Here is a 24,903-nt window from a genome sequence, read left to right as displayed (position 1 = left end):
TTATGTGCTTGGCAATCCCTGCACAAATTACACAAATTCTTGATGATGCCCGAGCAATAGTTAATTTAGGCGGTATTACTAAAGAAATCTCAATTGCGTTATTAGAAAAAATTGCTGTGGGTGATTATGTGATTATCCACGTTGGCTATGCATTAACACGTTTAGATGAAGATGAAGCACAAAAAACCTTAGAATTATTTGCCCAAATGCTGGAGGGCGCTTCTGTATGAAATATATTGAAGAATTCCGCAATGGGGATTATGCAAAAGTACTTGCTAAAGAAATTGCCGCTATTGTTAATCCCAATAGACATTATCAGTTTATGGAGTTTTGTGGTGGCCATACTCACGCCATTCATCGTTATGGGATTCCCAGTTTACTTCCAGATAATGTGGAAATGATTCATGGACCAGGGTGTCCTGTATGTGTCTTGCCTATGTCAATCACCGATAAAGCCATTGCATTGAGCGAGAAGCCCAATATTATTCTCTGTACTTACGCCGATATGATGCGAGTTCCCGGAACAGGGCAGATAAGTTTGTTGCATGCTAAAGCAAAAGGCTCTGATGTGCGTATGATTTATGCAGCAAGTGATGCTTTAAAAATTGCTCAAGAAAATCCGCAAAAAGAGGTTGTATTTTTTGCTATAGGGTTTGAAACTACTACTCCACCAACGGCTCTAGTCATTAAACAAGCTAAAAAATTGAAACTCACTAATTTTAGTGTTTTTTGCAATCATGTTTTAACCCCAGTCCCTATGGAGCATTTATTACAATCCAAAGAAGTCAAATTGGATGGTTTTGTAGGACCTGCTCATGTCAGTATTGTTATTGGCAGCAAACCCTACGAAGCGGTAGGTCAAAAGTATAACAAACCCATTGTGATTTCCGGTTTTGAGCCATTAGATGTGTTACATTCTATTTTAATGTTAATACGTCAAATCAATGAAGGGCGATGTGAGGTAGAAATTCAATATACTCGAGCAGTAACTCGTTCTGGTAATTTGCTATCACAACAGGTTGTGGCAGATATTTTGGAATTACGCGATCAATTTGAATGGCGTGGTTTAGGTTTTATTCCACAGAGTGCTTTAAAAATAAGAGCTGAATATGCTGAATTTGATGCAGAAAAACGTTTTGAATTACCTGATGTTATCGCCAAAGAACACAAACAGTGCCTGTGTGGGGAAATACTACGCGGCGTAAAAAAACCAATGGAATGTAAATTATTTGCCAAAGTCTGTGTTCCAGAAACTCCTTTGGGGTCGTGCATGGTTTCTTCTGAAGGTGCATGTGCCGCAGTGTATGCTTATGGACGGATTCATGCATGATGACGGAAACAACAAGTAGGAAAAAATTAAAAGCGCCAAATCTTAATTTTAAAGAGGGGGTCATTAATTTAACTCACGGCAGTGGTGGACGAGCGATGGCTCAGCTCATCGAGCAAATGTTTTTGAAAGCTTTTGATAATCACTGGTTGAGAGAAAAAAATGATCAGGCCTGTTTTGCAGTATCTACGGGTCGGATGGTTATGACTACGGATGCGCATGTTATCTCTCCCTTATTTTTCCCAGGTGGCGATATAGGTTCTTTAGCTATTCATGGGACTATAAATGACATTGTGATGTCTGGTGCAAAACCATTGTACCTATCAGCCAGTTTTATTTTAGAGGAAGGATTCCCATTGGCCGATTTGCAAAAAATTGTTGTTTCGATGACTCATGCGGCGAAACATGCCAATGTCTCCATTATTACTGGAGATACCAAAGTGGTTGAACGTGGAAAAGGCGATGGTGTTTTTATTACAACCACGGGTATTGGTGTATTGCCTTCGGGAATTCATGTTTCTGGAAATAGAGCAAAGCCAGGCGATAGTGTAATTGTCAGCGGACACATTGGTAATCATGGGGTTGCTATTATGGCGCATCGTAATAATTTGCAATTTCAAACAACAATACAATCGGATACTGCTTCATTACATGATTTAGTATCATGCATGATCAGCGCAGTGCCTGATATTCATTGTATGCGTGACCCCACTCGTGGAGGTCTGGCAACTACATTAAATGAATTGGCACAGCAATCTAATGTTGGATTTATTATTGAAGAAAGTAAAATTCCAATTCAAACCGAAGTTGCTAGTGCCTGTGAATTGTTAGGACTTGATGCTTTATATGTAGCCAATGAAGGAAAGTTAGTTGCTATTTGTTCTCCAAATGATACAGAAAGATTATTAGCAGTAATGCATTCACATCCTTTGGGCATGCATGCAGAAATAATTGGGGTAGTCATTGAAGACCCTCGTCATTTTGTGCAGCTTAAAACAAAATTGGGTGGTATGAGAATTGTTGATTGGTTGGTAGGAGAACAATTGCCAAGAATTTGTTGAGGTGAGAAACGTTTACTAAAGGAATTTTATGACAACTAATAATCTCAGCTATTTTTTACCCTACAACAGATTGCAACATTTATTGCAAGGCTTAATAGATGCAGGATACTCCTGTGTTGGACCCCAAGTACGTGATGGAGCTATTGTTTATGATGTACTTCAGCACATGGATCAATTACCCTGGGGAATTCAAGATGATCAAACCCCAGGGAGTTATCAATTAAAAAAAATTGATAAACACAAAGCTTTTGCTTTTGCAAATGGTCCACAAGCAATCAAGCCTATTTTATTTAAACCACAGGAAACGGTGTGGAAAGTGGTACGCAACGATGAAGGAAAATTAATCTTTCAACCCTATCTGGCAGAAGAAAAGCCTGTTGCGATTATTGGTGCACGTTCATGTGATTTAAGCGCGATGAGTATCCAAGATAAAGTTTTTATTGAAAGTAAGCATCCTGAGCCACGTTATAAAAAACGACGGGAACAATTATTTGTGGTCGCCGTCAATTGTTCTTATTCTTCTAACAATTGTTTTTGTGTTTCTGCAGGAACTGGACCAGAAGTTAAAAATCCATATGATTTGCTGATGAGTGAAGTTGATGATGGGTTTGTCGTTAATGTTGGCAGTGAGCGTGGACAAGCCATTATTGCAGGGTTACAGTTAACTAAGGCTAAAGTAGCTCAATGTAAAAAGGCAAATCAGAATGTAGCACAAGCTGCAGCCATGCAAACAAAAAGAATTCCATTAGATAATCAAAGAGGGTTACGGGATTTGCTGTTCTCTAATTTAAATCACCCAAGATGGGAAGAAGTTGCTGAACGGTGTTTATCCTGTGGAAATTGTACTTCAGTATGTCCAACCTGTTTTTGTCATAGTGAAATTGAAAAACCAAGTTTGGATGGAACCAGTAGTGAACATCAACGCGAATGGGACTCTTGTTTTACTGCTGGTCACAGTTACTCGAGTGGAAAAGTGATTCGTGATGATACAAGCAAACGATACAGACAATGGTTGACGCACAAGGTCGGTAGTTGGTTTGATCAATTTGATACGAGTGGTTGTGTGGGGTGTGGACGTTGTGTTTCATGGTGCCCGGTCGGTATTGATCTTACTGAAGAGCTGGCATCAATTTCCGGAGAATCAAATGTGAGGATTCCAGAAAGTGAGTAAACCTGATTTAGACCCTTATTTGCCTCTTGAGGCAATTATTGTTGAACGAACACAAGAATCGCCTACTATTTTTACCTTACATTTGCGATTTTTTGATCCCGCACATCATGAGCGATTTCTCTTTTATCCAGGACAATTTAATATGCTTTATCTCTATGGTGTTGGAGAGGTGGCTATTTCCATCGTCTCGGATCCAGAACATAAGGATATTTTAATACATACTATTCGCGCAATAGGGAGGGTAACCAGAGCATTACAAAAACTACAGCCCGGGGATCGAATTGGCGTTCGCGGTCCATTCGGACGTGGCTGGCCACTTGAGCAAGCAAAAAACAAAGATGTTGTTGTGCTTACAGGCGGACTTGGCTGTGCTCCTTCAGTGTCAATTATACAATATATATTAGCGCGAAGAGAGCAATACGGCCATTTGAGTGTCTTGCAAGGTGTAAAACACAGCGATGATTTTATTTTTAGAAAACAATATGCATTATGGCAAAAATCACCTAATACTGTAATTCATATTGCTGCTGATCAAGCAGGTCCAAAATGGCCATGGGCTATAGGTTTTGTTACGGATATGATTGAGCAAATCAAATTAGATGTTGCAAATACACTGGTGATGATGTGTGGACCTGAAATGATGATGAATACGGCAATCAAGGTATTCAATAAAAAAGGAATTGCAGAGCAAGATATGTATTTAAGCATGGAGAGAAATATGGAATGTGGGCTTGGACAGTGTGGTCATTGTCAATACGGCGGTCTATTTATCTGTAAAGATGGTCCTATATTTGCCTATTCTGAAATTAAGGAATTATTTAATGAGCCTGGATTTTAATGATGATGAAGCCACGAGTGGCTGTACATAAATTTACCTCTTGTGATGGATGTCAATTGGCCTTTTTAAATGCGGGCGAAGCCTTGCTCACTTTATCTGAGCTCGTTGATATCATTCATTTCTCTGAAGCAGGGGAAGTGAATAGTGATGCTCAAGTCGACATTGCTTTTGTAGAAGGAAGTATCTCTACAGCTGATGAGGAGTTACGCATCCAAGAAATTCGCAAACACAGTAAATACATTATTACCATTGGTGCCTGTGCAACAGCAGGTGGCGTCCAAGCTTTACGCCATTTTGCTGATGCTAAAGAGTGGGTGAGTAGCATTTATGCATCCCCAGAGTACATCAAGAGCTTAAGCACCTCAACGCCAATTACGCATCATGTTAAAGTAGACTGGGAATTATGGGGTTGTCCCGTTAATTCAAACCAAGTATTAGACGCGATTCGTTTTTTATTATCGAATGCGACACCTCACATCAAGCGAGATGCTGAATGTATGGAATGTAAGCGCAAAGGAAATGTTTGTGTTTTGGTTACCAAAAAACAGCCCTGTATGGGGCCTGTTACTCAAATGGGATGTGGATCACTTTGTCCTTCAGTAGGACGAGGATGTTATGCTTGTTATGGTCCCAAAGAAAATCCGAATACCAAATCCCTAGGTAATTGGTTTGAACATCAACTTGGATTAACCAAAGATACGATTGCCCAAAAGTTTTTTCATATTAACAATCAAGCCTCAGCCTTTAATGAAGCAGGAAACTATTTCAAGGGAATTAAAATCAGCCATGAGTAACATAATATCCATTAATGTTCCCATATTGGCACGTGTTGAAGGTGAGGGAGCACTTGAGCTACAAATTCGTGACAATAAAATTACAACATTAAAACTAAAAATTTACGAACCACCGCGAATGTTTGAAAAATTTCTGGAAGGAAGAAGTTATTCTGATGTTTTGGATTTCGTTGCTCGAATCTGTGGGATTTGTCCTGTTGCATATCAAATGAGTGCCACCCAAGCAATTGAACATTGTTTTGGGATAAAACCTACTCCTTGGGTTCGCGAGATGCGTCGCTTATTTTATTGTGGTGAATGGCTGGAAAGCCATAGCATGCACATTCATTTTTTAGCGCTACCTGATTTTATGGGTTTTAGATCTGCGCCTGAAATGGCAAAAAATTATCCAGAAGAAGTACGGCGAGGATTACGTTTGCAAGCATTTGGTAATGATTTAATCAAATTATTTGGTGGCCGCTCTGTTCATCCAGTTGGTGCCTGTGTGGGTGGGTTTTATAAAGCACCCAATCATTCTGAAATCAGCATCCTATTAGAGAAAGCAAAATCCAGAGTTGAAGATTGTGAAGGATTAATTCGCTGGCTTGCAGGGCTTTCAATTCCTGATAACTCACATGAATTTACTTGTGTCTCACTCTATCATCCCACAGAATATCCCCTCAATGAGGGCAGATTAGTTTCTAATCAAGGATTAAATATTGGCATTGACGAATTTGATACCTATTTCAAAGAACATCAAGTCCCTTATTCCACTGCCTTACATTGCTTGTTCAAGAATAAACCCTATTTAGTAGGGCCCCTTGCGCGAGTAAACAATTGTTTTGGTCATCTGCCTATTCCGATACATCTTCTATTACAAGATTTAAAAATTAATTTTCCTTCTTATAATATGTATCACAGCATTATTGCTCGAGCTGTTGAAATCTATTTTTGTATTTTGGAGTCCATCCGGATTTTGGAGCATTATAAAATTCCTGAAGAATCACACCCTGAAATTAAACCACGCGCTGGGATAGGCTTTGGTTGTACTGAAGCGCCTAGAGGCACTTTATGGCAGCATATTCAATTGGGTGCGCAAGGACAAGTTAAAATGGCTCGCATTGTACCTCCAACCAGCCAAAATCAAGCACGTATTGAGGAGGACTTACGGATTTCCTTAAACCAGTTTGGTTTGGATAAAGAGGAGGATTCTTTGCGCGCTTATAGTGAAATGCTTATCCGCAATTATGATCCTTGTATTTCTTGTTCCACCCATTTTTTAAAGTTAAAGGTGAGTCGCGAATGAACATTATAAAGGTTCTAGGTATCGGCTCACCTTTCGGAGATGATCAAGCAGGATGGGAAGTAGCAGAAGCGTTAAAGCAGAATCTATCCCAGCATACTGATATATTCCCTTTTATACGCATTGAAAGCCATGATCGACCAGGAGCTCGTCTTATCGAGCTGATGAAAGGATTTAATACGGTTTTTATCATTGATGCAATAAAATCAGGCAGAGAAATAGGTGCCATTCACAGGTTTCAAAAGGAGAGCATATGGGAATTTGAAAGCAGACTTTCTACTCATGACGCCAGTATCTTACAAGCGCTACAATTAGCCAGTGCTCTAAATGAACTTCCAGATAATATTCAATTTTATGGAATAGAAATCGATAATATTGTCTTGGAATCCATTCTTTCTCAACCTATTGAAAATGCTATCAAAAATCTGGTTTTTCAATTAAAAATTGAAATTATCGAAACCGTCAAAAGAAATACCTCTTCTGCACTATAATTTATCGATGGATTAAAATTTGGAGGTACTGAATATGAGCGTATTAAAGAAGAATGTTCTTGCTATACATCAGTACTGCGCAGAAGAAGCACGGGTGTTGTCGCAATTCGAACAACATTCTCCGCCACGCTACCGAGAAAGAGACGACTAAAGCCATGCCGGCCATGTGTGCCTATAATTAATAAATCAGCAGGCCATTCTTTTGCTGCGTCAACAATTACCTCAGCTACTCTTCCATGAAATGGTTTTAATTCCAAGATTGATGTTTCAGGTTTGATAGATGTTTGCTGAGCTATTTTTTTTGCAGCGTTATCTAATATCTTTTCTCCATCTTCCTTCCACGCAGCAATAATTGAAAGATAGTCAAAAGAAGGCCCACCATAACGCATGCAGCTTTCATCAACAACATGGATAATCCGCACATTAGAGCTCTGATCTTTAGTTAGTTTAATTACTTCGTCTACTAATGAGTCAGATATCTTACTCCCATCAAGTGCTAGCATAATATTCTTATACATTGTAATGACTCCTTGTTTGGATATTCGTTATGGCACATATGAACTAAGTATAGACTTAACTATGTCATTTATTAGATGTCATTTGGTTATGTCCATGCGCATGGGCAAGTGTTAATAAATCTATAATTAACTATGTACTTGGCAGCCTTTCAGCAAGGTGAATAATGGATAAATTCTTAGGAGACGCTCGTGCTACAGAAATGGGTGCACGAGGAGAGGTTAATATCGGTCAACTGGTAAGAGAGCAGCATACCGATACTTATTCGATTGGTTTTTCAACCTAGGATGGTTTTGTTACTGCCGCTTCAAATTGGGATGAGCCAGCTCAATGCAAAAAAATTGCTCCAGGACTTCCAGGAAGCTATGAGGAATTATTTCATTTTATTCGATATAAAAGTTTATTTTAAATCTGATTGGTCATGATCAATTGGAACATTTTCTTAAAATTCCACGCTTACAAAGAGCTATGGGCGTTATTTATCGGCCTGAAACAGAGCGCCTGAGCCACTATTTCTTTACCCATTTAACCTACCAATTTGACAGTATCATTCATTTTGACAAAACAACGGCATTACAGTCTCTTGATAGTGATACAAATTGAACTTAATTAGATGCTTCATCATTTTTTTTATGTGTGAATAACAGACCTGATAAAAAAATTGCCGATTTTTAAGCTAAAATTAAGCAAAAATATAGAAGTTAAACTACGGTTAAAATATTAATTGATTCAAATGAATCAATATGTCAGGAGACAATCATGAAGATTGGTGCGTTTTGCAATAGGGATGTGATAATAATGAATGGTGATGAGTCAGTGAGAACTGCAGCCGAACTGATGCGCAGACACCATGTTGGCGATGTTGTATTGGTTGAAGAAAATAAAGGGCAACGTATTCCAATTGGAATTGTTACTGATCGCGATTTAGTAGTAGAAGTAATGGCCGTAGGGCTGGAAACAACAGTTTTAACTGTGCAAGATCTAGTTACCCGTACATTATTAGTGGCTCAAGAAAATGATAGTGTGTTTGATTGTCTTGAACTCATGAAAACAAAAGGGGTGCGTCGCCTACCTGTAGTGGGTGCGGGTAAATCGCTAATTGGTATTATTACTATGGATGACATCACGGTTTTATTGGCTGGGATGTTGTACAATGTGGTCAATGTGGTTGATCGTCAGCAAAAAAATGAGTTAAAACAAAGACCCTGATATTTTTGCGAAGTTCCTATTAGAACAATGAAAAAGCCGGTGACTGGATTGTTTTTGAGTCCCATTATTGCAGCAACGACTATGTCCTTGAATTCTGTTGCTGTCATTATTAATGCACTGCGCATAAATAATAAATGCTAGATAAAAGAAATGGCCTTATTTTTCATACAATATTATTTATACCCTTCAGGCACCATCTCCCGAAGGGAGATGGGACAGGGCGGCATAATATTCGAACTATTTTGGAGGAGTCTCTTGAGCATGAAAAACAAGGTTTGAATTTGTATCATCAACTATTACATCATTCAGAAAAAAAGTCGGTGTTAGTTGAAGACTTTGCAAGAAAAATGATTGATGAAGAGGAAATACATGTTGGTGAAATATATAAAATGCTAATGTCACCTGAAACTTTACAAGAAAGGTATGTCGGGCCTTGGCCGACAAAATAAGAGAAATGTATGTGCAGATGCAATTGCTTCATTTAGTCAATAAATCCTGACCCAACCTACGTGCAAGCCAAATGTGTGATATTTGTGATTAATTTGACACAAATTTAAACATTGATTTATAATTTTAAATCCATACAAAAGAAGCACGCTCTATGCTAGGTATTTTCAATTTCTTTTTCCAAAAACTGTCTTCTCCAGATTCTGAACCCGCTACAAAAGATGTTCTTATGGAAAAAGTTGAAGAGATTAAAGATATTCTTATTAAAAGAGACGGCACCATTAATGAAGAAGGAATGAATCAATATATAGAATCTCATCAGGATATTGATGCTCCTTATGATAATCCCCAAAGTAAATTTAGAAAACAGACTCTTTTATGCGCTGCAATTACCCACGATGAGATCAGTCCTCATACCAAAATAAGATTAGCCTGCTATTTAATCCATAAGGGCGCTCTTGTTACGAGAATGGGAGCTAAAATAGAAAAAATCGATCCTAAGCATGATGAGTTAATAGAAATTGCTCTTGAGGAAAAAAATTATGAAGCAGCTTACCTTCTGCTAAGAGAAGGAAGGAATCCTTTTGGCAGTTTTTATGATTTTTATGCAGGCAAAAATTTGATTGATGTTGCCTTAGATAATAAAGACGAAGAAATGCTTTCCTGGATATTAAAAAATGCCCCCTCTCTTTTCTCAAAATTGAAAACAGATAAATTTAATGAATATTACAAAAGAATCATTCAGGTTTTCCCGAATTTTGAACACAGTGAAAACTATTCGATTTTAAAACAATGTGCAGAAGAACGAATTGATCATTTATTTACTCAGTTAGGGTTAATTCAAGGCGAGGATATGGCGTTAATATTAGCTGCTAAAATGAGTAAAAAAACGTACCAAAACTCTGTCTTTGTTATTAAAAAAGAAGATCAGTTAACTTCATTAATCGAACAAATTAAAAAAATATTAGAGAATGAGACTTCTGAACGTATCATTAGATTTCGAATTGCTTATTATGGAGGGCATGGTTGTTTTGGTGAGTTTGAAATTGATAAAACGACGAATCCGCCAACAGTAAGATACGCCCATATTGATCCATTTCCGCAGCTTATTAAATACAATGTTCTAATCACCAATGATTTTGTAAGCGAAATTTCTCCGCTTGCTCATATTGAAATTGGGGAATCTGATTTAATGATGCAAAAAGGAGCCAGTTGTACTTATTTTTCTCTTGATGGTGGGATGCTGTTAGCAACCCCTGGGCGAGATTATGTTCCAAACGTCATGGAGCATATGAAAAAATATGGCAAGAAAATGGAGCATCCATTTAAGGAAAACCATGTTTCTTATGTACGTTGTCCTACATTGCCAGCGAGAATGATGATGGGGTTGCACTATATTGACGATGATACGACCATTCAACCTCAGCGTAGGGGACTTAATTCATTAATTTTTAATTCACAAGAAAAAAATACGATTGTAAACAAAAAAAGAGAAACGGCAGAAACTGCGGTTCGCAAAGATTTACAAAGTCATTTTTCAACATCAAATCAAACGGTAACACGTACTTGGAACCTGCGAATTGAGCGTAAAATGAAACAATATGGAAAAGCGGTGCATGATTTCATAAGAGAAAATAATATTAATGTTCTTGATGCTTCATTTTCTAGTTTGCTTGATCAATACCGCATGAAAGGCTTAGTGAAATTTTGCGAAGGAAAAGTAATATTAAGTCCAAGTACAGTCATGCAAATATGAAAAATACCATTAAACAAAATGGATTTAGAATCTTATTATGTGAAAATGACCAGCCTGAACATCTAGTTTGGATGGCAGAATATACTGGAGTCAGCACACCTGAATTGGACCATGTCTGATCATAGATGCATGCTTCAACTGCTAAAAGCTCAGCATGAACGAAATTAGTCCATGTATTTCTACGTCGAAACATGTAATAATGATTTTTTTGCATATACAACCCATGGCTTTAGAAATGTCTCCGATGAGAGACAAAAATGATCCAAAGTCGAGATTTAAGGGTTATTCATGTTTCATGTGATAAGGATATTATCGTGTTCATTAATTTTAAATCCAGATCTCTATTTCTATGTTGTACACTGTATTCTACCCTAAGCTTTGCAAACTACACTCCGCTGACGCAATGGCTAAAAATAAAAACGGTAGATTTTGCCAAGATCACTTATCACATCTACAATATGGATTATTCCTTTATAAAGAACAGAAGTTATGATGACTATCTTAAATTAAGCAGCACGCCGTTTCCTTATCGCGGTTCAATAAAGAAAGAGGGCGCTCAAGGGGATATACTTATCGTCATTGTAAGGAGTTCTGTTTGTAGAGGAGAGCTGACTATTCCTTTTTTTGAGGAAAATGGAGCACTTGCAACACTTGAGCAAACATACCATATTGAAATCGGGGATGCCCGAGATCCCAATTGTTCCAGGAGGAATAAAGTGGATGTCGTGGTAGAAAAAGATTCTGATCCATCGCTGGGTTATACAATTACCATGGAATATGTATAGCCATCATCATTGAAAAAGTGCATTGATCGAAAAAAAAAATTTCTTGCGCCGATTTCTTGTAATAGATAACAATAGGTTTCAAAAAATTTAGGCTTGAGCACGTTATGTTTGCTGACTTAAATTAAACAACCATGATTACAGTATTTAAAAAATATTTTTTATATAGCATCTTATTTAGTTATACAGTCATGGCAGGGCAGCCTTTAACAGATTATTTACTCAAGCCAACTGGTAAGTATGGTGTATCTTTTAAAGATCTACATTGGGTTAACAATACTATTTGTCCCGATCCAAACTTTTCAAAAAGACAAGAAAAAGATTTTAGTTCAGATAACACGAAACATTGCCATGAATTAATGGTCAGAATTTATTATCCAGTTAGTTTAAAAGATTATAGTGGTGTACCGTACTATCGACCTACTATTAATACTGAACAAAATATTTTAAAAACCAAGCCTGGAGTCAAATCAGAAGATATTGAACAATTATTATTACTCAAGAGTCATACAACTGAAAATGCTTCAATTGTTCAAAATGCACAATTTCCTGTTGTCCTCTTCATTTCTGGATTGGGAGGGGTTGCTCAATTATATGAAAACATGATTACTGAACTTGTGAGTCAGGGGTATATCGTGGTTGGGATCAATTCAGTATTTATTAACGGCGATATTATCTTACCAAATAATAGGATTGTAAGCATGATAGATCCACAAAGCTGGGATGTGGTGACGCAAAAAACAATCCCCATATTGGAACGAGATATTGTATTTGTTTACAAAAAAATTCATGATACAGCGCAAGACAATGTATTTAAATCAATGGATTTAAAACATATTGGAGCCTTAGGTCATTCTTTTGGGGGAAGGGCTATAGCTAATGTGGCAAACCGTCATGAAAAGTGGTTTCAGGCTCTAGCAACTTTTGATATGGAAGTTCATATGGGTTCTTTTGAGCCTAAAAACGCCATTCCATCTATGCATTTTATTTCCGCCTATTGGCGGACAATGTTTCGTTGGCTAAATCTTCATTATCGATTAAATAAAAATGGATTTTTAGTGACATTATCACCAACTGAAAATGATAAACATTATAGTTATCATATGAATTTTACTGATTTTTCAACATTGCAATATATGCCAGTATACCAAGCCTCTATGAACCATGATCATTCAAAAAAAGTTCGCCAGGATTTTGGAAATTATCTTGGTAACGGCAATGGATTGCAAATTGCTAAGTCAATAAATCTGTATTTACTTGATTTTTTTAATGTCTTTCTTAAGGATAAAAAAAATTCATTTAGGGACTGTTCTTCGCTGACGAATAATACTTATATAAAGTGTGGTCCAGGTATTTTTTAATTATATAGAGATTTTTAATTTGTTCAGAAAATCGGATTTCTTAATGTACGTTTCTTTTCAAGACTTTTATACCCCTATTCGGACTTACTTTCAATTAGTACTCCATAAAACCATGGGTTTGTGGACGCTTAATATTGATGTGCAAAAATTTGTAATTTACCTGGGAAACTAGTTCGAAAACTCTATACATTAATCAAGGTTCAAGTTGATATCAAAATAATCGAGTTAATAGCGGGATTTTCCTCGTGTTTCATTGGCTTGAGATGTGATAAAAAACACAATAAGTTCTTGATTATTTATAATTGGGGAAGGTGATTAGTGTTCCGAGGAGGCAGACCACATCCTTGTGGTAGTGCATCGTCCTTGATGCGTTCAAATAATCCTTATAAGACATCCACTGTCCTTCCTCGTACTGATTTAATCATAGCGAATAATTCTAATGAGTTACACTCAAAATAGCGCATAATCATGTAAGAAATCTCTCAATTTGAGTTATCTGTCTATAATGGGGCTGAAATATTTTAAATTTAGTTGATGAGTGGTAGGGCAATACAATGTTCTGCTGATAAAGGCACATATCATCTAATTCCATTAAAAGAAAAGAGTTTCGCCCATAGCTAAATGGCTAAATATGGAGTTTATACCTTTATGCAACATGCCTTTTTGGCTGTTACGAATTACTCTGTTTATTTTTACTTTCAGGCTATTGGGCGCGTTGCTACGTTTAATCCAGCTTTCTCTCTATAATGTTCATTTTAAACAAAGAGGCATTGAGTTTTTTGACTGAAGTGAAGGTTATACAGAAATTTACCGAAATAATTTGTTACAAACTGAATTAGGTTCTCATATCATAAGATGAAGTATATGAATTCAAATTAGAAACTATCTCTGGTTCCTCCTCAGAAAGTACTGATACTAATTCTCGATAATCTGATTTAAATGTTTTGAAAAAGTCCACTATTTTAGTACAATGATTGTACAGTTCTTTTTTATTTATCTTTTCTGCAATCGATATTAATTTTCGTAATTTATTATAATCATTAATTAACTCAGCTAATAAATTATTTAAATGTTCACTGTTTTTAAATTCGTTTAAGTTCTCTTCAAAAATCTTTAGCTTAATTTCTAATTCTCTAAAGTCCCTTTTAAGTTGAACTATGTCTTTAGTTAATGATTTTTTATCAAAGGCATGGTTTTCAAATATTACCATATCATTATTCAGTTTTGTAAGATTGAAATAATCTACGAAGCTATAGTTTGTTCTTGCTAAATCGAGTACCTTTAAGCAAAGATTTAGGGTATCACTACCAGTTTCTTTAAATAAATGATTATCAATCATTGATTGTGTAAAATCATAATATTTGGCTAATGATGTTGGTTCAAGTAAATAATTGGCTGCGGACAATAATACTTCTCTTTTTGCTGACCTTATTGCTTTAGCTTTTTCTATTTTTTTATCAGTTGAATCCAACAGTCTGTAAAGTCCTCCTCCCAGTGGTTTATTTTCATTTAAATCGTCCTCTAACTTTAGGAGGTGTTGGAGTATTTTTTTATATAGCTTACAGGTTTTTTGATGTCCTTGAGGATGAAAGTCACATTGGTTTTGAGTAAACGTTTCTAGAGCACCACGAATCACTTTTATAGAGTAGATAAAATGGTCTGATCTAATTGGTACTCGAATGTCTTCTTCATTGGTATAATTGCCTCTAACCCTTTTAACTTTAAATAAAGCATTTCCAATAGCGTTAGAGAATTCATCTCGCTGACCTATTTTTGTACCTGGGTAATCGAAACTAAGGTTAATACTAGGGTCCTCATATTGATATTTAATTGAAGTGATAAAACTTTCTTGAGCAATCACACGTAAAATTGTGCCATCAATTACTTCTGTTTCTCCATTATCGTAATTTATTGTATATGACCCATCTTTGTTGTCCTTTAATTGATTAATGTTGTTGAGGTTAAACGAATATGGGTAGTCCTCGGATGTTTCAATAGTTATTTGATCGTCTTTTCTCAATCTGATCATTTTTCTAAGATAGAACTCCAAATTATCTACTTCTAAGTATCTTGCAATTCTAAAAATGGAGGTGTAACTATCCATCCCATCCACAACTAGAGCATCAGATATACCCTTAAGCTCAGGGAGAATTAACTTACATTGTATATCTAGTTGCTCTACAAATTCATTTGTTTTTTCGATAAAAAAGTTATTATTTTTACAATCAATAACTAAATTCATATTTCCTATTCTATCATCAGGTACCATGAAAGTATGAAGCGCCAAACCATTCTCAAATCTCATCCCATCTATATTTTCCGCCAATTTTTGGGCGAATCCATCATGTTCATCAGTAATCAGGCCAACGTTACAGGCTAACAAATCTATATCTAAAACATGAGGGTTAATTTTTTTAAATAGGACTATGTAATTAAACAGTTGCTCTGGAGAGTTAAAAAATCCAAATGATTCTCGATGACCATGAGCCATAAATGATACGCGAGTTTGTGTATGAGGAATAATAGGGATATGCTCTGGATCTATAACTTCTATACATTCTTCATTAAGTTCATTAGCTAAAAATTGTGAGACGCTTAAATCAATTTCACTATTAGAATCTGGGGTTGGAAAGTGCACAAAAATACGAGTCATAGCAATCCCTTATATTTAGATGTTTGAGTATTTAAATATCTTTCATATAGAAACTCCAAGCGAATATTACTGAAAGTTGTTGCTTACAAGTTCATTATTATTAAACTATTTCTAATAAACATATGTATAAACTTGGTTCAGTATGTTTCATGTAGTTAGAATAAATTTTAGAACTGATATTGGTTTTTTTCAAAAATTGAATTAATTGTAGGTACACTCTAATTGAAACCTGAGTTTTAGTCACGCACGCTTGCCGAAAAATCATCCAAGTCAGCAATTGCAATAAAAGACAACTATATGACTATATTAAGTTTTATCGGACTTATACTCAAATTGCGCCGACAGTGTCAGCACAATTTAATGAAGGGCTTTCGGGTTTAACACAAATTACTGAAAAAGTGCCGACGATGTCGGCACAGTTTAAAGCTCAACCTCACGAGCTTTTAAATAGCATTTCATATCGCATGTTTAAGATGCTAGTAGAAATAAATGATGAGCAGAAAAGGAGTTTCTATGAACAATAATGCATTAAAGGAAATTGATCAGTTAGGGAATTAAAAAGGCAAATAGATAGTCTTTACTATGAAAGATTAGGCTGACGTGGTCAACCAGTTTCTGAAATGTAGATTATGGTAATGAAAGATAGCCTCAATTCATGAATCGAGCTTAAATGTTCTTTCATGAATTGAGAGCATTAAAACTAACTCACTCTAAAAGCAGGTATTAGCCTAGCCAATGGTTTTAAAGGGCCTGCATAAACTACCGACTTTTATAAATTCCACATCTGATCCTGCTTCAATGACTTCACCTGTAATCTCATGGCCTAAAACCATTCCCACTGGCGCAGTCGTTCTTCCTCTCACCATATGCTGATCACTACCACAAATATTCGTGGATATCACTTTGAGTATTACTGCATGATTAATTTTTTTCCCTTTAGGATTAACAAATTTTGGAAAGTCGATTGAGTCTACTTGAACCATTCCTTTTCCGGTATAAATCACACCTCGATTTGTTTGCATTGAGCACTCCTTACCACAATCAAATACCCAGGTATTTGTAAGTATAGTTCTTCTTGCCATATCTATCGCTTTATTAAGCGTACTGCTTCGGTCTCCTTTTTAATTTGTATGTTTTTTGTGCTGCTATACTTTTTTTATAAGTCAAGAATTCCAAACGTGTATGTAGCTATGTTTTCTAAAGAACTCGAGTCAGTAAAATCTAAATTAAATGGTTGCGGTCACCATTGGGGAACAGATTTTCATTTATCTGGTACAACCGCCTATGTTGGCCAAGATACATGGTATGAAACACAAATTCCCTATCTGGTTGGTTTAAATGGAAATAATCCTGGGCCCGGCCCGGGTCTTATTTTAGAAGATGTAGAAAATAAAGACATTCACATGACATGGACTCCTGGACTAACAGGATGTATGGGATTAGCAATACTGGGTAGAAATGAAAAAACGGGTAAGATAGACCTTTTTTTCGCTCATGCCAGACAATATGATCAAGTCAATGCAACCGAAGATCCTAAAAATCCCATGTTTTTAGCACGAAATTTCGTAAAATCACATGGAGAAATACGTGTTTTTTGGGGTACTGATTTTTTTCATGGGCACTCACTTCAGGAAGGGCAAGCCAAACGACAGGAGGCACAAAGAAAACTGAGTACTGAGCTCGGTTGCTGGGTTCGAAATGACGACTGTATCGTTACGAGTGATTTGACATTTTTCCCTAAAATAGGCCTTCCTTTAGTAGGGTCTCCTGCAACAGCTTACAAAGATTTAACTCAAGATCGTGATTTAGCTGCTAAAATTGCATTTTCTGAAAGCAAAAAATTAGATAAATTCACTCCTGATGATAAGATTGTGGGTAAAATTCAGTTACATTTAGTAGAGTTAAAGGAAAAGAGATATACCCATCCTCGCTTATATCATCAAGATAATACAAGAGAGATGAAAATTACAGCCCTTACTCAAATTCTTGAAGCATATAAAGTAGGAAACTACGATGTCTTAAGGCATTATGCCCGTCATGCAGAGAACAATACCTCTCCTTTTGCCGCTCCCGAAGGCAAAGACGTGTGGAGCTCTAAAAAAGGAACTACAAAAATGCTAGCCCAGCTTGCAGCGAGGGATATTTACCAAAAAATAAGTGTCATGGGATATGATGGCTGTGGGTTACAAAAAGATATGGAGCCAATTTCAAGTTATCGTTTCTATAAACCTAATCCCAAGTCAGAGCTATCTCCAACGTAATGTGGTAAACGGTCTGCCGAAACATAGAGGGTCAGGCCTTGCTGTGTGCTTAACCCAGAAATTATCAAATAAACACAAGTTTGAGAAGTAGCAAGTAAGCACGAAGCAAGGCTCTCTATGCTCAATATTTTTTTACCATTTTTAGGCTGAAAGTTTGAAATTTTATAACGGTCTTAGAAAAGTAAACAGGCCGCCCCGGTTTATTTACGTGTGAAAAATATTTGCTTGAACTTTATTTAAACCAGAACCATGCTGTACTACAAACGTAGCAAAAGAATACTATTGTAGGTGAAATAATGGGAATCCCAATAAGAATTGACGAAAACATTTATTATGAGGCCAAAAAAGTTGCCGCTGCAGAATTTCGTTCTATTCCGAATCAAATAGAATATTGGGCTACGTTAGGAAAGTGTGCATTGGATAATCCTGATTTACCAATTGAGTTTATAAAAGATGTTTTGCTTTCTAAACTTCAAGATAAGTCTTTAGCTGAGCCTTTTCAATTCGAGGGTGAAGGTGAGTGATATTGAAATAAGGCAAATGCCAGCGTTTCAGAGGGTCTATAAGAAATTGCCTGCCTCACATAAACCCATCGTTAACGAGGCTGTTCGAATAATTGTCAATAATTCTAAAATTGGAGAAGAGAAAAAAGGGGATTTAATTGGAGTCTATGTTTATAAATTTAAAACTAATCATCAACAATTTCTTTTGGCTTATGAGTGGGATCCTGCATTAAGGATTCTATTAGCACTTGGTGTGTATGAAAACTTCTACCGGGATCTCAAGAGAAACTCGTTTTAATAATAAATTAAAAATTATGAGTTTATTGAGAACTGCAATATATAATGTACAAAAAGATATTGAATTAACGAAAAAAAATATAGAAGAATCTTATTTTCTCCTCCAAGAATCACTTCATTGTACATTTATTTGTGTTGATGGACTTCAGCCTTTAGTTTTAAATGAAATAGAAGATGCAAAAAATCACAACAAATTAGATTTGATAACTGAAAAATTTTATAAAAATATTTTTTGCAAAATATTTAGTTTGGGAACAGAAAATTATGAAGGTACAAATGTATTGAGTTATTCGAGAGGGAAACTCAAACGACTTATTAATCCAGTGCGAGGATTTCAATCGATGAAGACAGCCTACGCAACTATTAAGGGCTTTGAGATCATGCGCATGTTTAAAAAAGGACAGTTTAATATTTAGATGTATGGAGCACGAACAGAAATATCTTTTATTAATGCGCAATTTGGACTTTACAGCAGAGATCTGTCCAAAACTTATTTTTTCTCAAGCTGATTCTTTTTTGCAACGGAGTCCTTTTAACCATGGAATCATGACGGATGTATCCAATCCACCAGAATAAGCTAACACTATTTTTGTTGTATTATTTGAATTCATCATTTTGCTCCTCTTGACGTTAATATTCTTTCACACATAAGGTGCCCACATTTTTCTCAGACAAAAGAGCGTGAGTTAAAATATTTTTTTGATGACCATTTGCTATTAAAATGCGATTTAATCCTTGCCTTAATGATTCTAAAATGGCCTTTACTTTAACTAACATGCCATCTTTGACTATTGATTTTTGAACTAACTCATCTAAATGCTCTTCTGATAACAGAGCTAATAAGTTACCTTGCTTGTCGTAAATACCCTCTTGATCAGTAAAGTAAATTAGTTTCTGAACTTTTAGAGCGTTAGCTAAATAGGAAGCTGCTAAATCGGCATTGATATTCATGGCATTTCCTAATTCATCAACACCAAGTGAAGCAATAACAGGAAGAAAGTTTTCTTTTGCATTGAGCAGGCATTCAAGATAAGTCGTATTTACTTTTTTTATCTCTCCAACAAAGCCGTGCTCTTCGCTGACATAATCACAAACCAAAGTTTGATTTGTTGATCCAGACAAGCCAATTGCTGGTACACCAAGTCGATTTAAATTTCTCACTAAATGTTGATTAACTTGGCCGCAAAGTACCATTTCAATAATTTTCATCGCTTCTTGCGTTGTCTGCCTTAAGCCTTGAATAAAGGTGGACTTAATCCTATAGATATTTAGGGCCTCATTGATTGCTTTACTCCCACCATGAACAATAACTACCTTGAAACCACAAATGCTCATAGCCTTAAGTTCTTGGCATAATGAATATGTCGATTCTTCATTGTGAAGGACTGAGCCTCCTACTTTAATTAAAATTGGTTTGTTAGGAGATAAAATGAATTTTTGATACACTTGGTCACTCATGATACATACTCGGCGTTGATTTTGACGTATTGTTCTGTTAAATCGCAGCCCCAGGCAGTAGCACACCCCCCCCCCTCAAAAAAATTAACATGAATGATGATTTGATCTTTTGCTAATTGTTTCTTCAATTCATATAAATCAACAGATTCGACTAGACTACCTTGTGCGAATAAATCAATACCTTGGATTGAGATCACGCAATGAATTAACAAGGATTCAGAAATATCCTCCTGGCCAAGTCGCGCTAAAACTCTTCCCCAGTTAGGCGACTCTCCTGCAATTGCGGTTTTTATTAATGGGCTAGTAATGATCGCTTTAGCTACTTTTTTTGCTTGTTTATCGTTTGTCGCACCACTCACTTTTGCTTCAATAAGTTTTGATGCACCCTCACCATCTCGGGCAATACTTTTGGCTAAAGTGATAGCCATTTCTAAAATAGCTTGATAGAAAGTAGCGTAATCATCAGAGTTATCTAAAGAAACATCACTCGCTCCATTCGCCATGAGAAAAGTACAATCATTAGTTGAGGTTTCTCCATCAACACTAATCATATTAAAACTTTTACCACAGATATCTTTTAAGAGTGATTGGGCTTGATGTATATCTAATTGGGCGTCTGTTAAAAAATAACCGAGCATAGTAGCCATATTGGGATGGATCATGCCTGAACCTTTACAAATACCGGTAATTCGGACGGTGCCTGAGGATAATTGGAGATCTTTATATACTGTTTTGGGAACAAGATCGGTTGTTAAAATAGCAGTAGCAAAATTTTCAGCAATATTCGTTACTTTTTTAACCAAAGCAGGTATTGCTTCAGTTATTTTTTGTATTGACAATTGTTTACCTATTACACCTGTTGAAGCGGTAATTACCTGATTGGGGTGGCAGTTTAATTCTTTTGCTAAAGACTCGGCCATCATTAAATTATTTTTTTCCCCTTCGAAGCCTGTTGCTGCATTCGCTTCACCGCTGTTCGTAATGATGGCTCTAATACTATTCGCGGGTAGACAATGCTGCGCATATTTTACAGGAGCAGCTTTAAGATGATTTTTAGTAAATACTCCGACTGTTGTTGCAGGAGTTTCCGAAATAATGACTCCTAAGTCAGGTCGATATACTCTAACCCCGCAATTGATACCCCCGGCTTTAAATCCAGTTGGTAATTTAGTTCTAAAAATACCTGAGCCCATAATCATAATGTCTCCTTAAAGCGTTAAACCTGTCTGTAATGGCAATTGATACATGGCATTTAAATTTTCTATAGCCTGACTTGCAGCACCTTTTAGTAAATTATCAATTGAAGAAAACAGAGTAATTTGGCCTTCTTTTACAAAAAAACCAATGTGGCAATAGGGGGTATGTATCAGCTGTTGTAATCCTAATAGTTTTTGTTCATCTTCTGTTGAACCTTTGCCAACTTCTTGGTATCGGATTAAGGGATAGGATTGATAGTGAATTTGAAAGGCATTAAGAATCGCTTCTGAAATATCCTCATCAGGTGTAAAAGAAGACGCTGGCTGTAGATAGATTGTCATGGCAAGTCCTCTAACAATGGGCAGAATTGATGTTGTTAATGTTATTTTTGTTTCTTTCTCACTGAAATCACGTATTGCTTTTTCAATTTCAGGAATATGTTGATGTATTCCAATTTTATAAGGATAAAAATTATTAGCGATTTCACAGAACATTAATTCCGGAGTTGGCTTTTTACCACTTCCTGATACTCCCGATTTGGCATCAATTATGATTGATTTTTTATCAATAATATTTGTTTTAAATAAAGGCAAAAGAGCCATAAGTGCAGCCGTAGCATAACAACCCGGATTAGCAATTAATTGAGATTTAGATTGCAATGTCTCCCAAGGGCATAATCCGTAGCAAGCTTTTTCAATTAAAAAACTGGCATCATGCTGCATTCCATACCAGTGGGTAAAATCATCTTTTGGTAAACGAAAAGCACCACTTAAATCGATTATGTTTATATCAGTATTAATTAGTTTTGATGCTGCATCTATAGAAACAACCGTCGGAGTAGCTAAAAATATAGTATCTAGTTCGAAACTGTTTTGTACACACTCTGCTATACTCCCGAGATTTAGAAGGTTTAGATGAGGATGTTTTTGTATTAGGTTTATTAATTCTTTACCTACATAACCATTTCTTCCTATGACGGCTACTTTATAATGCGTTTTCATGAATATTTATCCTGTATTTGACATTTAATATGATTATTTATTCATTGTTATTGCATAATAAATCACACTTTAATTGGGTGCAACATAAATTTGAAAAATTATTCTTAAATATGGCAAAATAATATATTTATATGCATTTATATTGAATAAAAATTATTTTGTAGAGATGAAAATGGATGATAAATTAGATTTATTAGATGATTTAAGACAATTATTATTGGAAGGGAAGGTCACTAGACAAGAAGATATATGTATCGCTCTTCAAACCAAAGGGCATCATGTTAATCAATCAAAAATTTCGCGACTTATTCATAAGCTCAATGCAATTAAATCTAAAAACGAATTGGGTCAGATTGTTTATCGTTTAGCTCGAGAACCAGCCCCACCAACTACTTCTAGCCAGTTATCTAGCTTGGTGATTGATGTTGTTGCCAATGAAACGACTATTATAGTTAACACGAGCCCCGGAGCCGCACAATTAGTGGCACGAGTTCTTGATTATAATAAGAATAACATTCAAATACTTGGAACCATCGCTGGGGATGATTCTATCTTTATTGCTCCTTTATCGATAAAAGAAATTGATAAATCACTTAGGCAGATAAAAAAATTATTATTCTATTAAAACTAGGATCATGTTAGATAACGAATATAGAAAACATAGTTCGCATTTGCCCCGTTTCTGTACTTACACCCATCAATAGATGATATCTTTTTCATTTTCAGATATAAAAAAATGGGCTCCGTTGCAAATAAGATCAAGAACCCAAAATCTGAATTTCAGGCACAGGTCAGCAATATAACCCGAATTGTTCATTAATAAACGAGATCTCAGTACGATTTCCATACATCCATACATCCATACATCCATACATCCATACATCCATACATCCATACATCCATACATTGAACTGTCCCTTTTTGAACATGCGCATGATTTCAAAGCCCCTGATGGTGGCATAGGCATTTTTCATAGATTGAAATCCCCTGACCGGATTAATGAAGAGCAGTTATATGCTGATATTAGCCAATTGATAGAGGTTACTCAGCAAAGAGCCTTGCATGAAATCAGTAGGGGAGGAGCATTAGAGATGAATTGTAAACACGCCCTATTATTTTGATTCGTCGACAGATAAATCTGGTAGCATTACGGTTTTCTTAATTTAGGAGAGCATAATGGTTCAAGGGCGTGAAGCGCGGCGTATGGTATGGATGGATATTCTTCGTCAAGAAATAGCAGTAAAAGAAAAAGCAAAAGCAGAAGCATCCAGTCAGAAAGCATTAAAGGATGCGCTGGAAAAGGATGGTGATCCCTCTCTGGCTGAAAGACTTCTTCATATCGAGCTAGATCAGAGATTGGAAGCATTGAGCCTGGCAATTGAACGCAATCATTTGAAAAATGTAAAAACTATTTACGAAAATCTCAACTTGCCTGGAACTATTTCCACTCTGAAGCTAGATATTAAGATGGTAAACTCAGCGCTTAATAAAGGAAATTGTGAGATAGCCAGGCTGGTTCTTTCTTTGCTTTTGCATAGTAGAAATACAGAAGACGAAAAACAGCAAATGAAATCTTTGTTTGAGACTAAATACGTAATTCAAAAGTCTCTATTCCTGTTCTTTACTCCTTTTACTGAACTTCATAAAGATGTGAGAGGACTGATTGCCGGTCAACTAAAAGCTGTCTGTCAAACTGCAGAACATCTTTCGGGTTTTGTCTCGAAAATTGTTTAGATCGCAGCTGAAGAAATGCTGGATGAGGCTATCCTGCAAGGCCATAAAACTGTTCGAAAATGGACTGGTTTCCTGCCTGTAGATGTTGTTCTTTTCGAAGCATGTGGTGAAGTTCAATGCCAGCCAGCGTGGCTTTGGTTATTTTTTTGATGAATCGGTGATCCTGATCCACAATGTTGTTGAGGTACTTGATCTGCCTCACTTTGATCTGAAGGAACAGTCCGCCCAACGTGAAAAGCAGTGCCAGATGCAGGTTGATGGTATCAATACCCGCTTTGTTGGCACCACTTTTATCCATAGTCACCGTCTGCGGAATACCGCTTGAACCAATGACCTTCACGAAAAATGCCCTCGCTGCCGATTCATCCCGTTTCTCTGACAGCATGAAATCAACCGTATGGCCTTCTTTATCCACTGCACGATACAAATACATCCACTGTCCCTTCACCTTAATATAGGTTTCATCCATTCTTAAGGAACCACCCGTGGAGTGTTTGTGACGCTTGCGAAAAGCCTCTTCTAGTTGAGGAGAATATTCAACTACCCAGCGATGAATGGTCAAATGGTCTACTTTCAAGCCACGCTCCAGAGCCAGCTCCTCAACTTCACGATAACTCAGGGAATAAGCCAGATAGCACCTGACTAACAGCAGGATCATATCCTGTTTGAAATGCTTCTACTTGAAACTGAGCATTGTCGAACTCCAAAAAATTCGGCAACTCTAACAGAGTCTGATATTTTCTGCGACAAAACCCTTTTTATAG

Annotated in this window: 25 protein-coding genes and 4 pseudogenes; 20 read left to right on the top strand and 9 right to left on the bottom strand. The window is 36.4% G+C overall.

What is annotated here, in order from left to right:
• Nucleotides 1-2: 2 nt before the first annotated feature.
• The 8 genes from Lste_RS09265 to Lste_RS09230 are packed head-to-tail and all read left to right on the top strand — an operon-like array spanning nucleotide 3 to nucleotide 6,964.
• On the top strand, nucleotides 3-230 hold the full coding sequence (locus tag Lste_RS09265) for a HypC/HybG/HupF family hydrogenase formation chaperone (RefSeq protein WP_058510741.1): 228 nt from the start codon (nucleotides 3-5) through the stop codon (nucleotides 228-230).
• Nucleotides 227-1,330 (top strand): hydrogenase formation protein HypD, encoded by a 1,104-nt coding sequence (gene hypD, locus Lste_RS09260; protein WP_058510740.1) that lies wholly within the window; start codon nucleotides 227-229, stop codon nucleotides 1,328-1,330. Before Lste_RS09265 ends, hypD begins: the two co-directional genes overlap by 4 nt.
• The gene (gene hypE / locus Lste_RS09255; RefSeq protein WP_058511700.1) at nucleotides 1,330-2,388 is read left to right on the top strand and encodes a hydrogenase expression/formation protein HypE; all 1,059 of its coding nucleotides are present in this window, start codon (nucleotides 1,330-1,332) and stop codon (nucleotides 2,386-2,388) included. The genes hypD and hypE overlap by 1 nt, the downstream gene beginning before the upstream one ends.
• A 28-nt stretch (nucleotides 2,389-2,416) precedes the next feature.
• The gene (locus Lste_RS09250) at nucleotides 2,417-3,559 is read left to right on the top strand and encodes a 4Fe-4S dicluster domain-containing protein (protein WP_058510739.1); all 1,143 of its coding nucleotides are present in this window, start codon (nucleotides 2,417-2,419) and stop codon (nucleotides 3,557-3,559) included.
• Complete coding sequence (locus Lste_RS09245) at nucleotides 3,552-4,397, top strand: FAD/NAD(P)-binding protein (RefSeq protein ID WP_058510738.1); 846 nt, start codon at nucleotides 3,552-3,554, stop codon at nucleotides 4,395-4,397. The genes Lste_RS09250 and Lste_RS09245 overlap by 8 nt, the downstream gene beginning before the upstream one ends.
• A 5-nt stretch (nucleotides 4,398-4,402) precedes the next feature.
• On the top strand, nucleotides 4,403-5,191 hold the full coding sequence (locus Lste_RS09240) for an NADH-quinone oxidoreductase subunit B family protein (protein WP_058511699.1): 789 nt from the start codon (nucleotides 4,403-4,405) through the stop codon (nucleotides 5,189-5,191).
• Nucleotides 5,184-6,476: a Ni/Fe hydrogenase subunit alpha gene (locus Lste_RS09235; RefSeq protein ID WP_058510737.1), complete on the top strand. Its 1,293-nt coding sequence runs from the start codon at nucleotides 5,184-5,186 to the stop codon at nucleotides 6,474-6,476. Before Lste_RS09240 ends, Lste_RS09235 begins: the two co-directional genes overlap by 8 nt.
• Entirely contained in the window at nucleotides 6,473-6,964 is a 492-nt protein-coding gene (locus Lste_RS09230; RefSeq protein ID WP_058510736.1) for a hydrogenase maturation protease, read from the top strand. Before Lste_RS09235 ends, Lste_RS09230 begins: the two co-directional genes overlap by 4 nt.
• Nucleotides 6,965-7,026: 62 nt before the next feature.
• On the opposite strand, the gene Lste_RS09225 is transcribed toward Lste_RS09230, so the two are convergent.
• Nucleotides 7,027-7,482, bottom strand: a complete 456-nt coding sequence (locus tag Lste_RS09225) for a universal stress protein (protein WP_058510735.1) — start codon at nucleotides 7,480-7,482, stop codon at nucleotides 7,027-7,029.
• A gap of 164 nt (nucleotides 7,483-7,646) precedes the next feature.
• On the opposite strand from Lste_RS09225, the pseudogene Lste_RS19880 reads away from it, so the two are divergent.
• The 6 genes and pseudogenes from Lste_RS19880 (at nucleotide 7,647) to Lste_RS09200 (ending at nucleotide 13,035) form a co-directional block, all read left to right on the top strand.
• Nucleotides 7,647-8,083 (top strand): annotated as a pseudogene (locus tag Lste_RS19880) (erythromycin esterase family protein).
• Nucleotides 8,084-8,239: 156 nt separating this feature from the next.
• The gene (locus Lste_RS09220; protein ID WP_058510734.1) at nucleotides 8,240-8,689 is read left to right on the top strand and encodes a CBS domain-containing protein; all 450 of its coding nucleotides are present in this window, start codon (nucleotides 8,240-8,242) and stop codon (nucleotides 8,687-8,689) included.
• Nucleotides 8,690-8,823: 134 nt separating this feature from the next.
• Complete coding sequence (locus tag Lste_RS09215) at nucleotides 8,824-9,138, top strand: hypothetical protein (protein ID WP_237760455.1); 315 nt, start codon at nucleotides 8,824-8,826, stop codon at nucleotides 9,136-9,138.
• Nucleotides 9,139-9,290: 152 nt separating this feature from the next.
• Nucleotides 9,291-10,892, top strand: a complete 1,602-nt coding sequence (locus tag Lste_RS09210; RefSeq protein WP_058510733.1) for a hypothetical protein — start codon at nucleotides 9,291-9,293, stop codon at nucleotides 10,890-10,892.
• 257 nt (nucleotides 10,893-11,149) lie between these two features.
• A complete protein-coding gene (locus tag Lste_RS09205) occupies nucleotides 11,150-11,677 on the top strand; it encodes a hypothetical protein (protein WP_058510732.1) in 528 nt (175 codons plus the stop codon).
• A gap of 131 nt (nucleotides 11,678-11,808) precedes the next feature.
• The gene (locus Lste_RS09200; protein WP_058510731.1) at nucleotides 11,809-13,035 is read left to right on the top strand and encodes an alpha/beta hydrolase; all 1,227 of its coding nucleotides are present in this window, start codon (nucleotides 11,809-11,811) and stop codon (nucleotides 13,033-13,035) included.
• 835 nt (nucleotides 13,036-13,870) lie between these two features.
• On the opposite strand, the gene Lste_RS09195 is transcribed toward Lste_RS09200, so the two are convergent.
• A complete protein-coding gene (locus Lste_RS09195; RefSeq protein ID WP_058510730.1) occupies nucleotides 13,871-15,688 on the bottom strand; it encodes a hypothetical protein in 1,818 nt (605 codons plus the stop codon).
• A 728-nt stretch (nucleotides 15,689-16,416) separates the two neighbouring features.
• Complete coding sequence (locus Lste_RS09185) at nucleotides 16,417-16,710, bottom strand: alcohol dehydrogenase catalytic domain-containing protein (protein ID WP_058510728.1); 294 nt, start codon at nucleotides 16,708-16,710, stop codon at nucleotides 16,417-16,419.
• Between the two features lie 168 nt (nucleotides 16,711-16,878).
• On the opposite strand from Lste_RS09185, the gene Lste_RS09180 reads away from it, so the two are divergent.
• From Lste_RS09180 to Lste_RS18770, 4 genes and pseudogenes are all read left to right on the top strand, one after another.
• The gene (locus Lste_RS09180; protein ID WP_058510727.1) at nucleotides 16,879-17,949 is read left to right on the top strand and encodes a hypothetical protein; all 1,071 of its coding nucleotides are present in this window, start codon (nucleotides 16,879-16,881) and stop codon (nucleotides 17,947-17,949) included.
• 296 nt (nucleotides 17,950-18,245) lie between these two features.
• Complete coding sequence (locus Lste_RS09175) at nucleotides 18,246-18,473, top strand: TA system antitoxin ParD family protein (protein ID WP_058510726.1); 228 nt, start codon at nucleotides 18,246-18,248, stop codon at nucleotides 18,471-18,473.
• Nucleotides 18,466-18,750 carry a type II toxin-antitoxin system RelE/ParE family toxin gene (locus Lste_RS09170; protein WP_202814164.1) on the top strand — a complete coding sequence of 95 codons (285 nt, stop codon included), beginning with the start codon at nucleotides 18,466-18,468 and terminating at the stop codon, nucleotides 18,748-18,750. The genes Lste_RS09175 and Lste_RS09170 overlap by 8 nt, the downstream gene beginning before the upstream one ends.
• Before the next feature lie 292 nt (nucleotides 18,751-19,042).
• Nucleotides 19,043-19,165: pseudogene (locus Lste_RS18770) on the top strand (DDE-type integrase/transposase/recombinase); the annotation flags it as partial.
• A gap of 84 nt (nucleotides 19,166-19,249) precedes the next feature.
• Here the strand turns inward: Lste_RS18770 and Lste_RS19140 are convergent.
• Genes Lste_RS19140 through argC form a run of 4 tightly spaced genes read right to left on the bottom strand, consistent with a single transcriptional unit; the run spans nucleotide 19,250 to nucleotide 22,405 of the window.
• Entirely contained in the window at nucleotides 19,250-19,363 is a 114-nt protein-coding gene (locus tag Lste_RS19140; RefSeq protein WP_237760454.1) for an argininosuccinate synthase domain-containing protein, read from the bottom strand.
• 16 nt (nucleotides 19,364-19,379) lie between these two features.
• The gene (gene argB / locus Lste_RS09160; protein ID WP_058510723.1) at nucleotides 19,380-20,195 is read right to left on the bottom strand and encodes an acetylglutamate kinase; all 816 of its coding nucleotides are present in this window, start codon (nucleotides 20,193-20,195) and stop codon (nucleotides 19,380-19,382) included.
• A gap of 8 nt (nucleotides 20,196-20,203) precedes the next feature.
• Nucleotides 20,204-21,406, bottom strand: coding sequence for a bifunctional glutamate N-acetyltransferase/amino-acid acetyltransferase ArgJ (gene argJ, locus Lste_RS09155; protein WP_083503938.1), 1,203 nt, complete (start codon nucleotides 21,404-21,406; stop codon nucleotides 20,204-20,206).
• 9 nt (nucleotides 21,407-21,415) lie between these two features.
• Nucleotides 21,416-22,405 (bottom strand): N-acetyl-gamma-glutamyl-phosphate reductase, encoded by a 990-nt coding sequence (argC, locus tag Lste_RS09150; protein ID WP_058510722.1) that lies wholly within the window; start codon nucleotides 22,403-22,405, stop codon nucleotides 21,416-21,418.
• A 172-nt stretch (nucleotides 22,406-22,577) separates the two neighbouring features.
• On the opposite strand from argC, the gene Lste_RS09145 reads away from it, so the two are divergent.
• Complete coding sequence (locus tag Lste_RS09145; RefSeq protein WP_157070721.1) at nucleotides 22,578-23,030, top strand: arginine repressor; 453 nt, start codon at nucleotides 22,578-22,580, stop codon at nucleotides 23,028-23,030.
• Nucleotides 23,031-23,196: 166 nt separating this feature from the next.
• Here the strand turns inward: Lste_RS09145 and Lste_RS09140 are convergent.
• A pseudogene (locus tag Lste_RS09140) lies at nucleotides 23,197-23,406 on the bottom strand (hypothetical protein); the annotation flags it as partial.
• A gap of 175 nt (nucleotides 23,407-23,581) precedes the next feature.
• On the opposite strand from Lste_RS09140, the gene Lste_RS09135 reads away from it, so the two are divergent.
• Nucleotides 23,582-24,139: a hypothetical protein gene (locus Lste_RS09135; protein WP_058510719.1), complete on the top strand. Its 558-nt coding sequence runs from the start codon at nucleotides 23,582-23,584 to the stop codon at nucleotides 24,137-24,139.
• Nucleotides 24,140-24,167: 28 nt separating this feature from the next.
• Here Lste_RS09135 and Lste_RS09130 read toward each other — a convergent pair.
• Nucleotides 24,168-24,812, bottom strand: a pseudogene (locus Lste_RS09130) (IS6 family transposase); the annotation flags it as partial.
• Nucleotides 24,813-24,903 lie beyond the last annotated feature (91 nt).

The sequence above is a fragment of the Legionella steelei genome (assembly GCF_001468005.1).
Classification (GTDB): domain Bacteria; phylum Pseudomonadota; class Gammaproteobacteria; order Legionellales; family Legionellaceae; genus Legionella; species Legionella steelei.
This window is presented reverse-complemented; position numbering and strand designations above follow the sequence as displayed.

What these genes read in the sequence shown, in the direction of transcription:
- Lste_RS09240 (WP_058511699.1), top strand. Translation starts at nt 4,403, where the DNA reads ATGAAGCCACGAGTGGCTGTACATAAATTTACCTCTTGTGATGGATGT.
- Lste_RS09200 (WP_058510731.1), top strand. Translation starts at nt 11,809, where the DNA reads ATGATTACAGTATTTAAAAAATATTTTTTATATAGCATCTTATTTAGT.
- Lste_RS09230 (WP_058510736.1), top strand. Translation starts at nt 6,473, where the DNA reads ATGAACATTATAAAGGTTCTAGGTATCGGCTCACCTTTCGGAGATGAT.
- Lste_RS09185 (WP_058510728.1), bottom strand. Translation starts at nt 16,710, where the DNA reads ATGCAAACAAATCGAGGTGTGATTTATACCGGAAAAGGAATGGTTCAA.
- argC (WP_058510722.1), bottom strand. Translation starts at nt 22,405, where the DNA reads ATGAAAACGCATTATAAAGTAGCCGTCATAGGAAGAAATGGTTATGTA.
- Lste_RS09135 (WP_058510719.1), top strand. Translation starts at nt 23,582, where the DNA reads ATGGTTCAAGGGCGTGAAGCGCGGCGTATGGTATGGATGGATATTCTT.
- Lste_RS09265 (WP_058510741.1), top strand. Translation starts at nt 3, where the DNA reads ATGTGCTTGGCAATCCCTGCACAAATTACACAAATTCTTGATGATGCC.
- Lste_RS09250 (WP_058510739.1), top strand. Translation starts at nt 2,417, where the DNA reads ATGACAACTAATAATCTCAGCTATTTTTTACCCTACAACAGATTGCAA.
- argJ (WP_083503938.1), bottom strand. Translation starts at nt 21,406, where the DNA reads ATGATTATGGGCTCAGGTATTTTTAGAACTAAATTACCAACTGGATTT.
- Lste_RS09195 (WP_058510730.1), bottom strand. Translation starts at nt 15,688, where the DNA reads ATGACTCGTATTTTTGTGCACTTTCCAACCCCAGATTCTAATAGTGAA.
- hypE (WP_058511700.1), top strand. Translation starts at nt 1,330, where the DNA reads ATGACGGAAACAACAAGTAGGAAAAAATTAAAAGCGCCAAATCTTAAT.
- Lste_RS09235 (WP_058510737.1), top strand. Translation starts at nt 5,184, where the DNA reads ATGAGTAACATAATATCCATTAATGTTCCCATATTGGCACGTGTTGAA.
- Lste_RS09175 (WP_058510726.1), top strand. Translation starts at nt 18,246, where the DNA reads ATGGGAATCCCAATAAGAATTGACGAAAACATTTATTATGAGGCCAAA.
- Lste_RS09215 (WP_237760455.1), top strand. Translation starts at nt 8,824, where the DNA reads ATGCTAGATAAAAGAAATGGCCTTATTTTTCATACAATATTATTTATA.
- Lste_RS09180 (WP_058510727.1), top strand. Translation starts at nt 16,879, where the DNA reads ATGTTTTCTAAAGAACTCGAGTCAGTAAAATCTAAATTAAATGGTTGC.
- Lste_RS09205 (WP_058510732.1), top strand. Translation starts at nt 11,150, where the DNA reads ATGATCCAAAGTCGAGATTTAAGGGTTATTCATGTTTCATGTGATAAG.
- Lste_RS09220 (WP_058510734.1), top strand. Translation starts at nt 8,240, where the DNA reads ATGAAGATTGGTGCGTTTTGCAATAGGGATGTGATAATAATGAATGGT.
- Lste_RS09225 (WP_058510735.1), bottom strand. Translation starts at nt 7,482, where the DNA reads ATGTATAAGAATATTATGCTAGCACTTGATGGGAGTAAGATATCTGAC.
- Lste_RS19140 (WP_237760454.1), bottom strand. Translation starts at nt 19,363, where the DNA reads ATGATGAATTCAAATAATACAACAAAAATAGTGTTAGCTTATTCTGGT.
- Lste_RS09145 (WP_157070721.1), top strand. Translation starts at nt 22,578, where the DNA reads ATGGATGATAAATTAGATTTATTAGATGATTTAAGACAATTATTATTG.
- hypD (WP_058510740.1), top strand. Translation starts at nt 227, where the DNA reads ATGAAATATATTGAAGAATTCCGCAATGGGGATTATGCAAAAGTACTT.
- Lste_RS09210 (WP_058510733.1), top strand. Translation starts at nt 9,291, where the DNA reads ATGCTAGGTATTTTCAATTTCTTTTTCCAAAAACTGTCTTCTCCAGAT.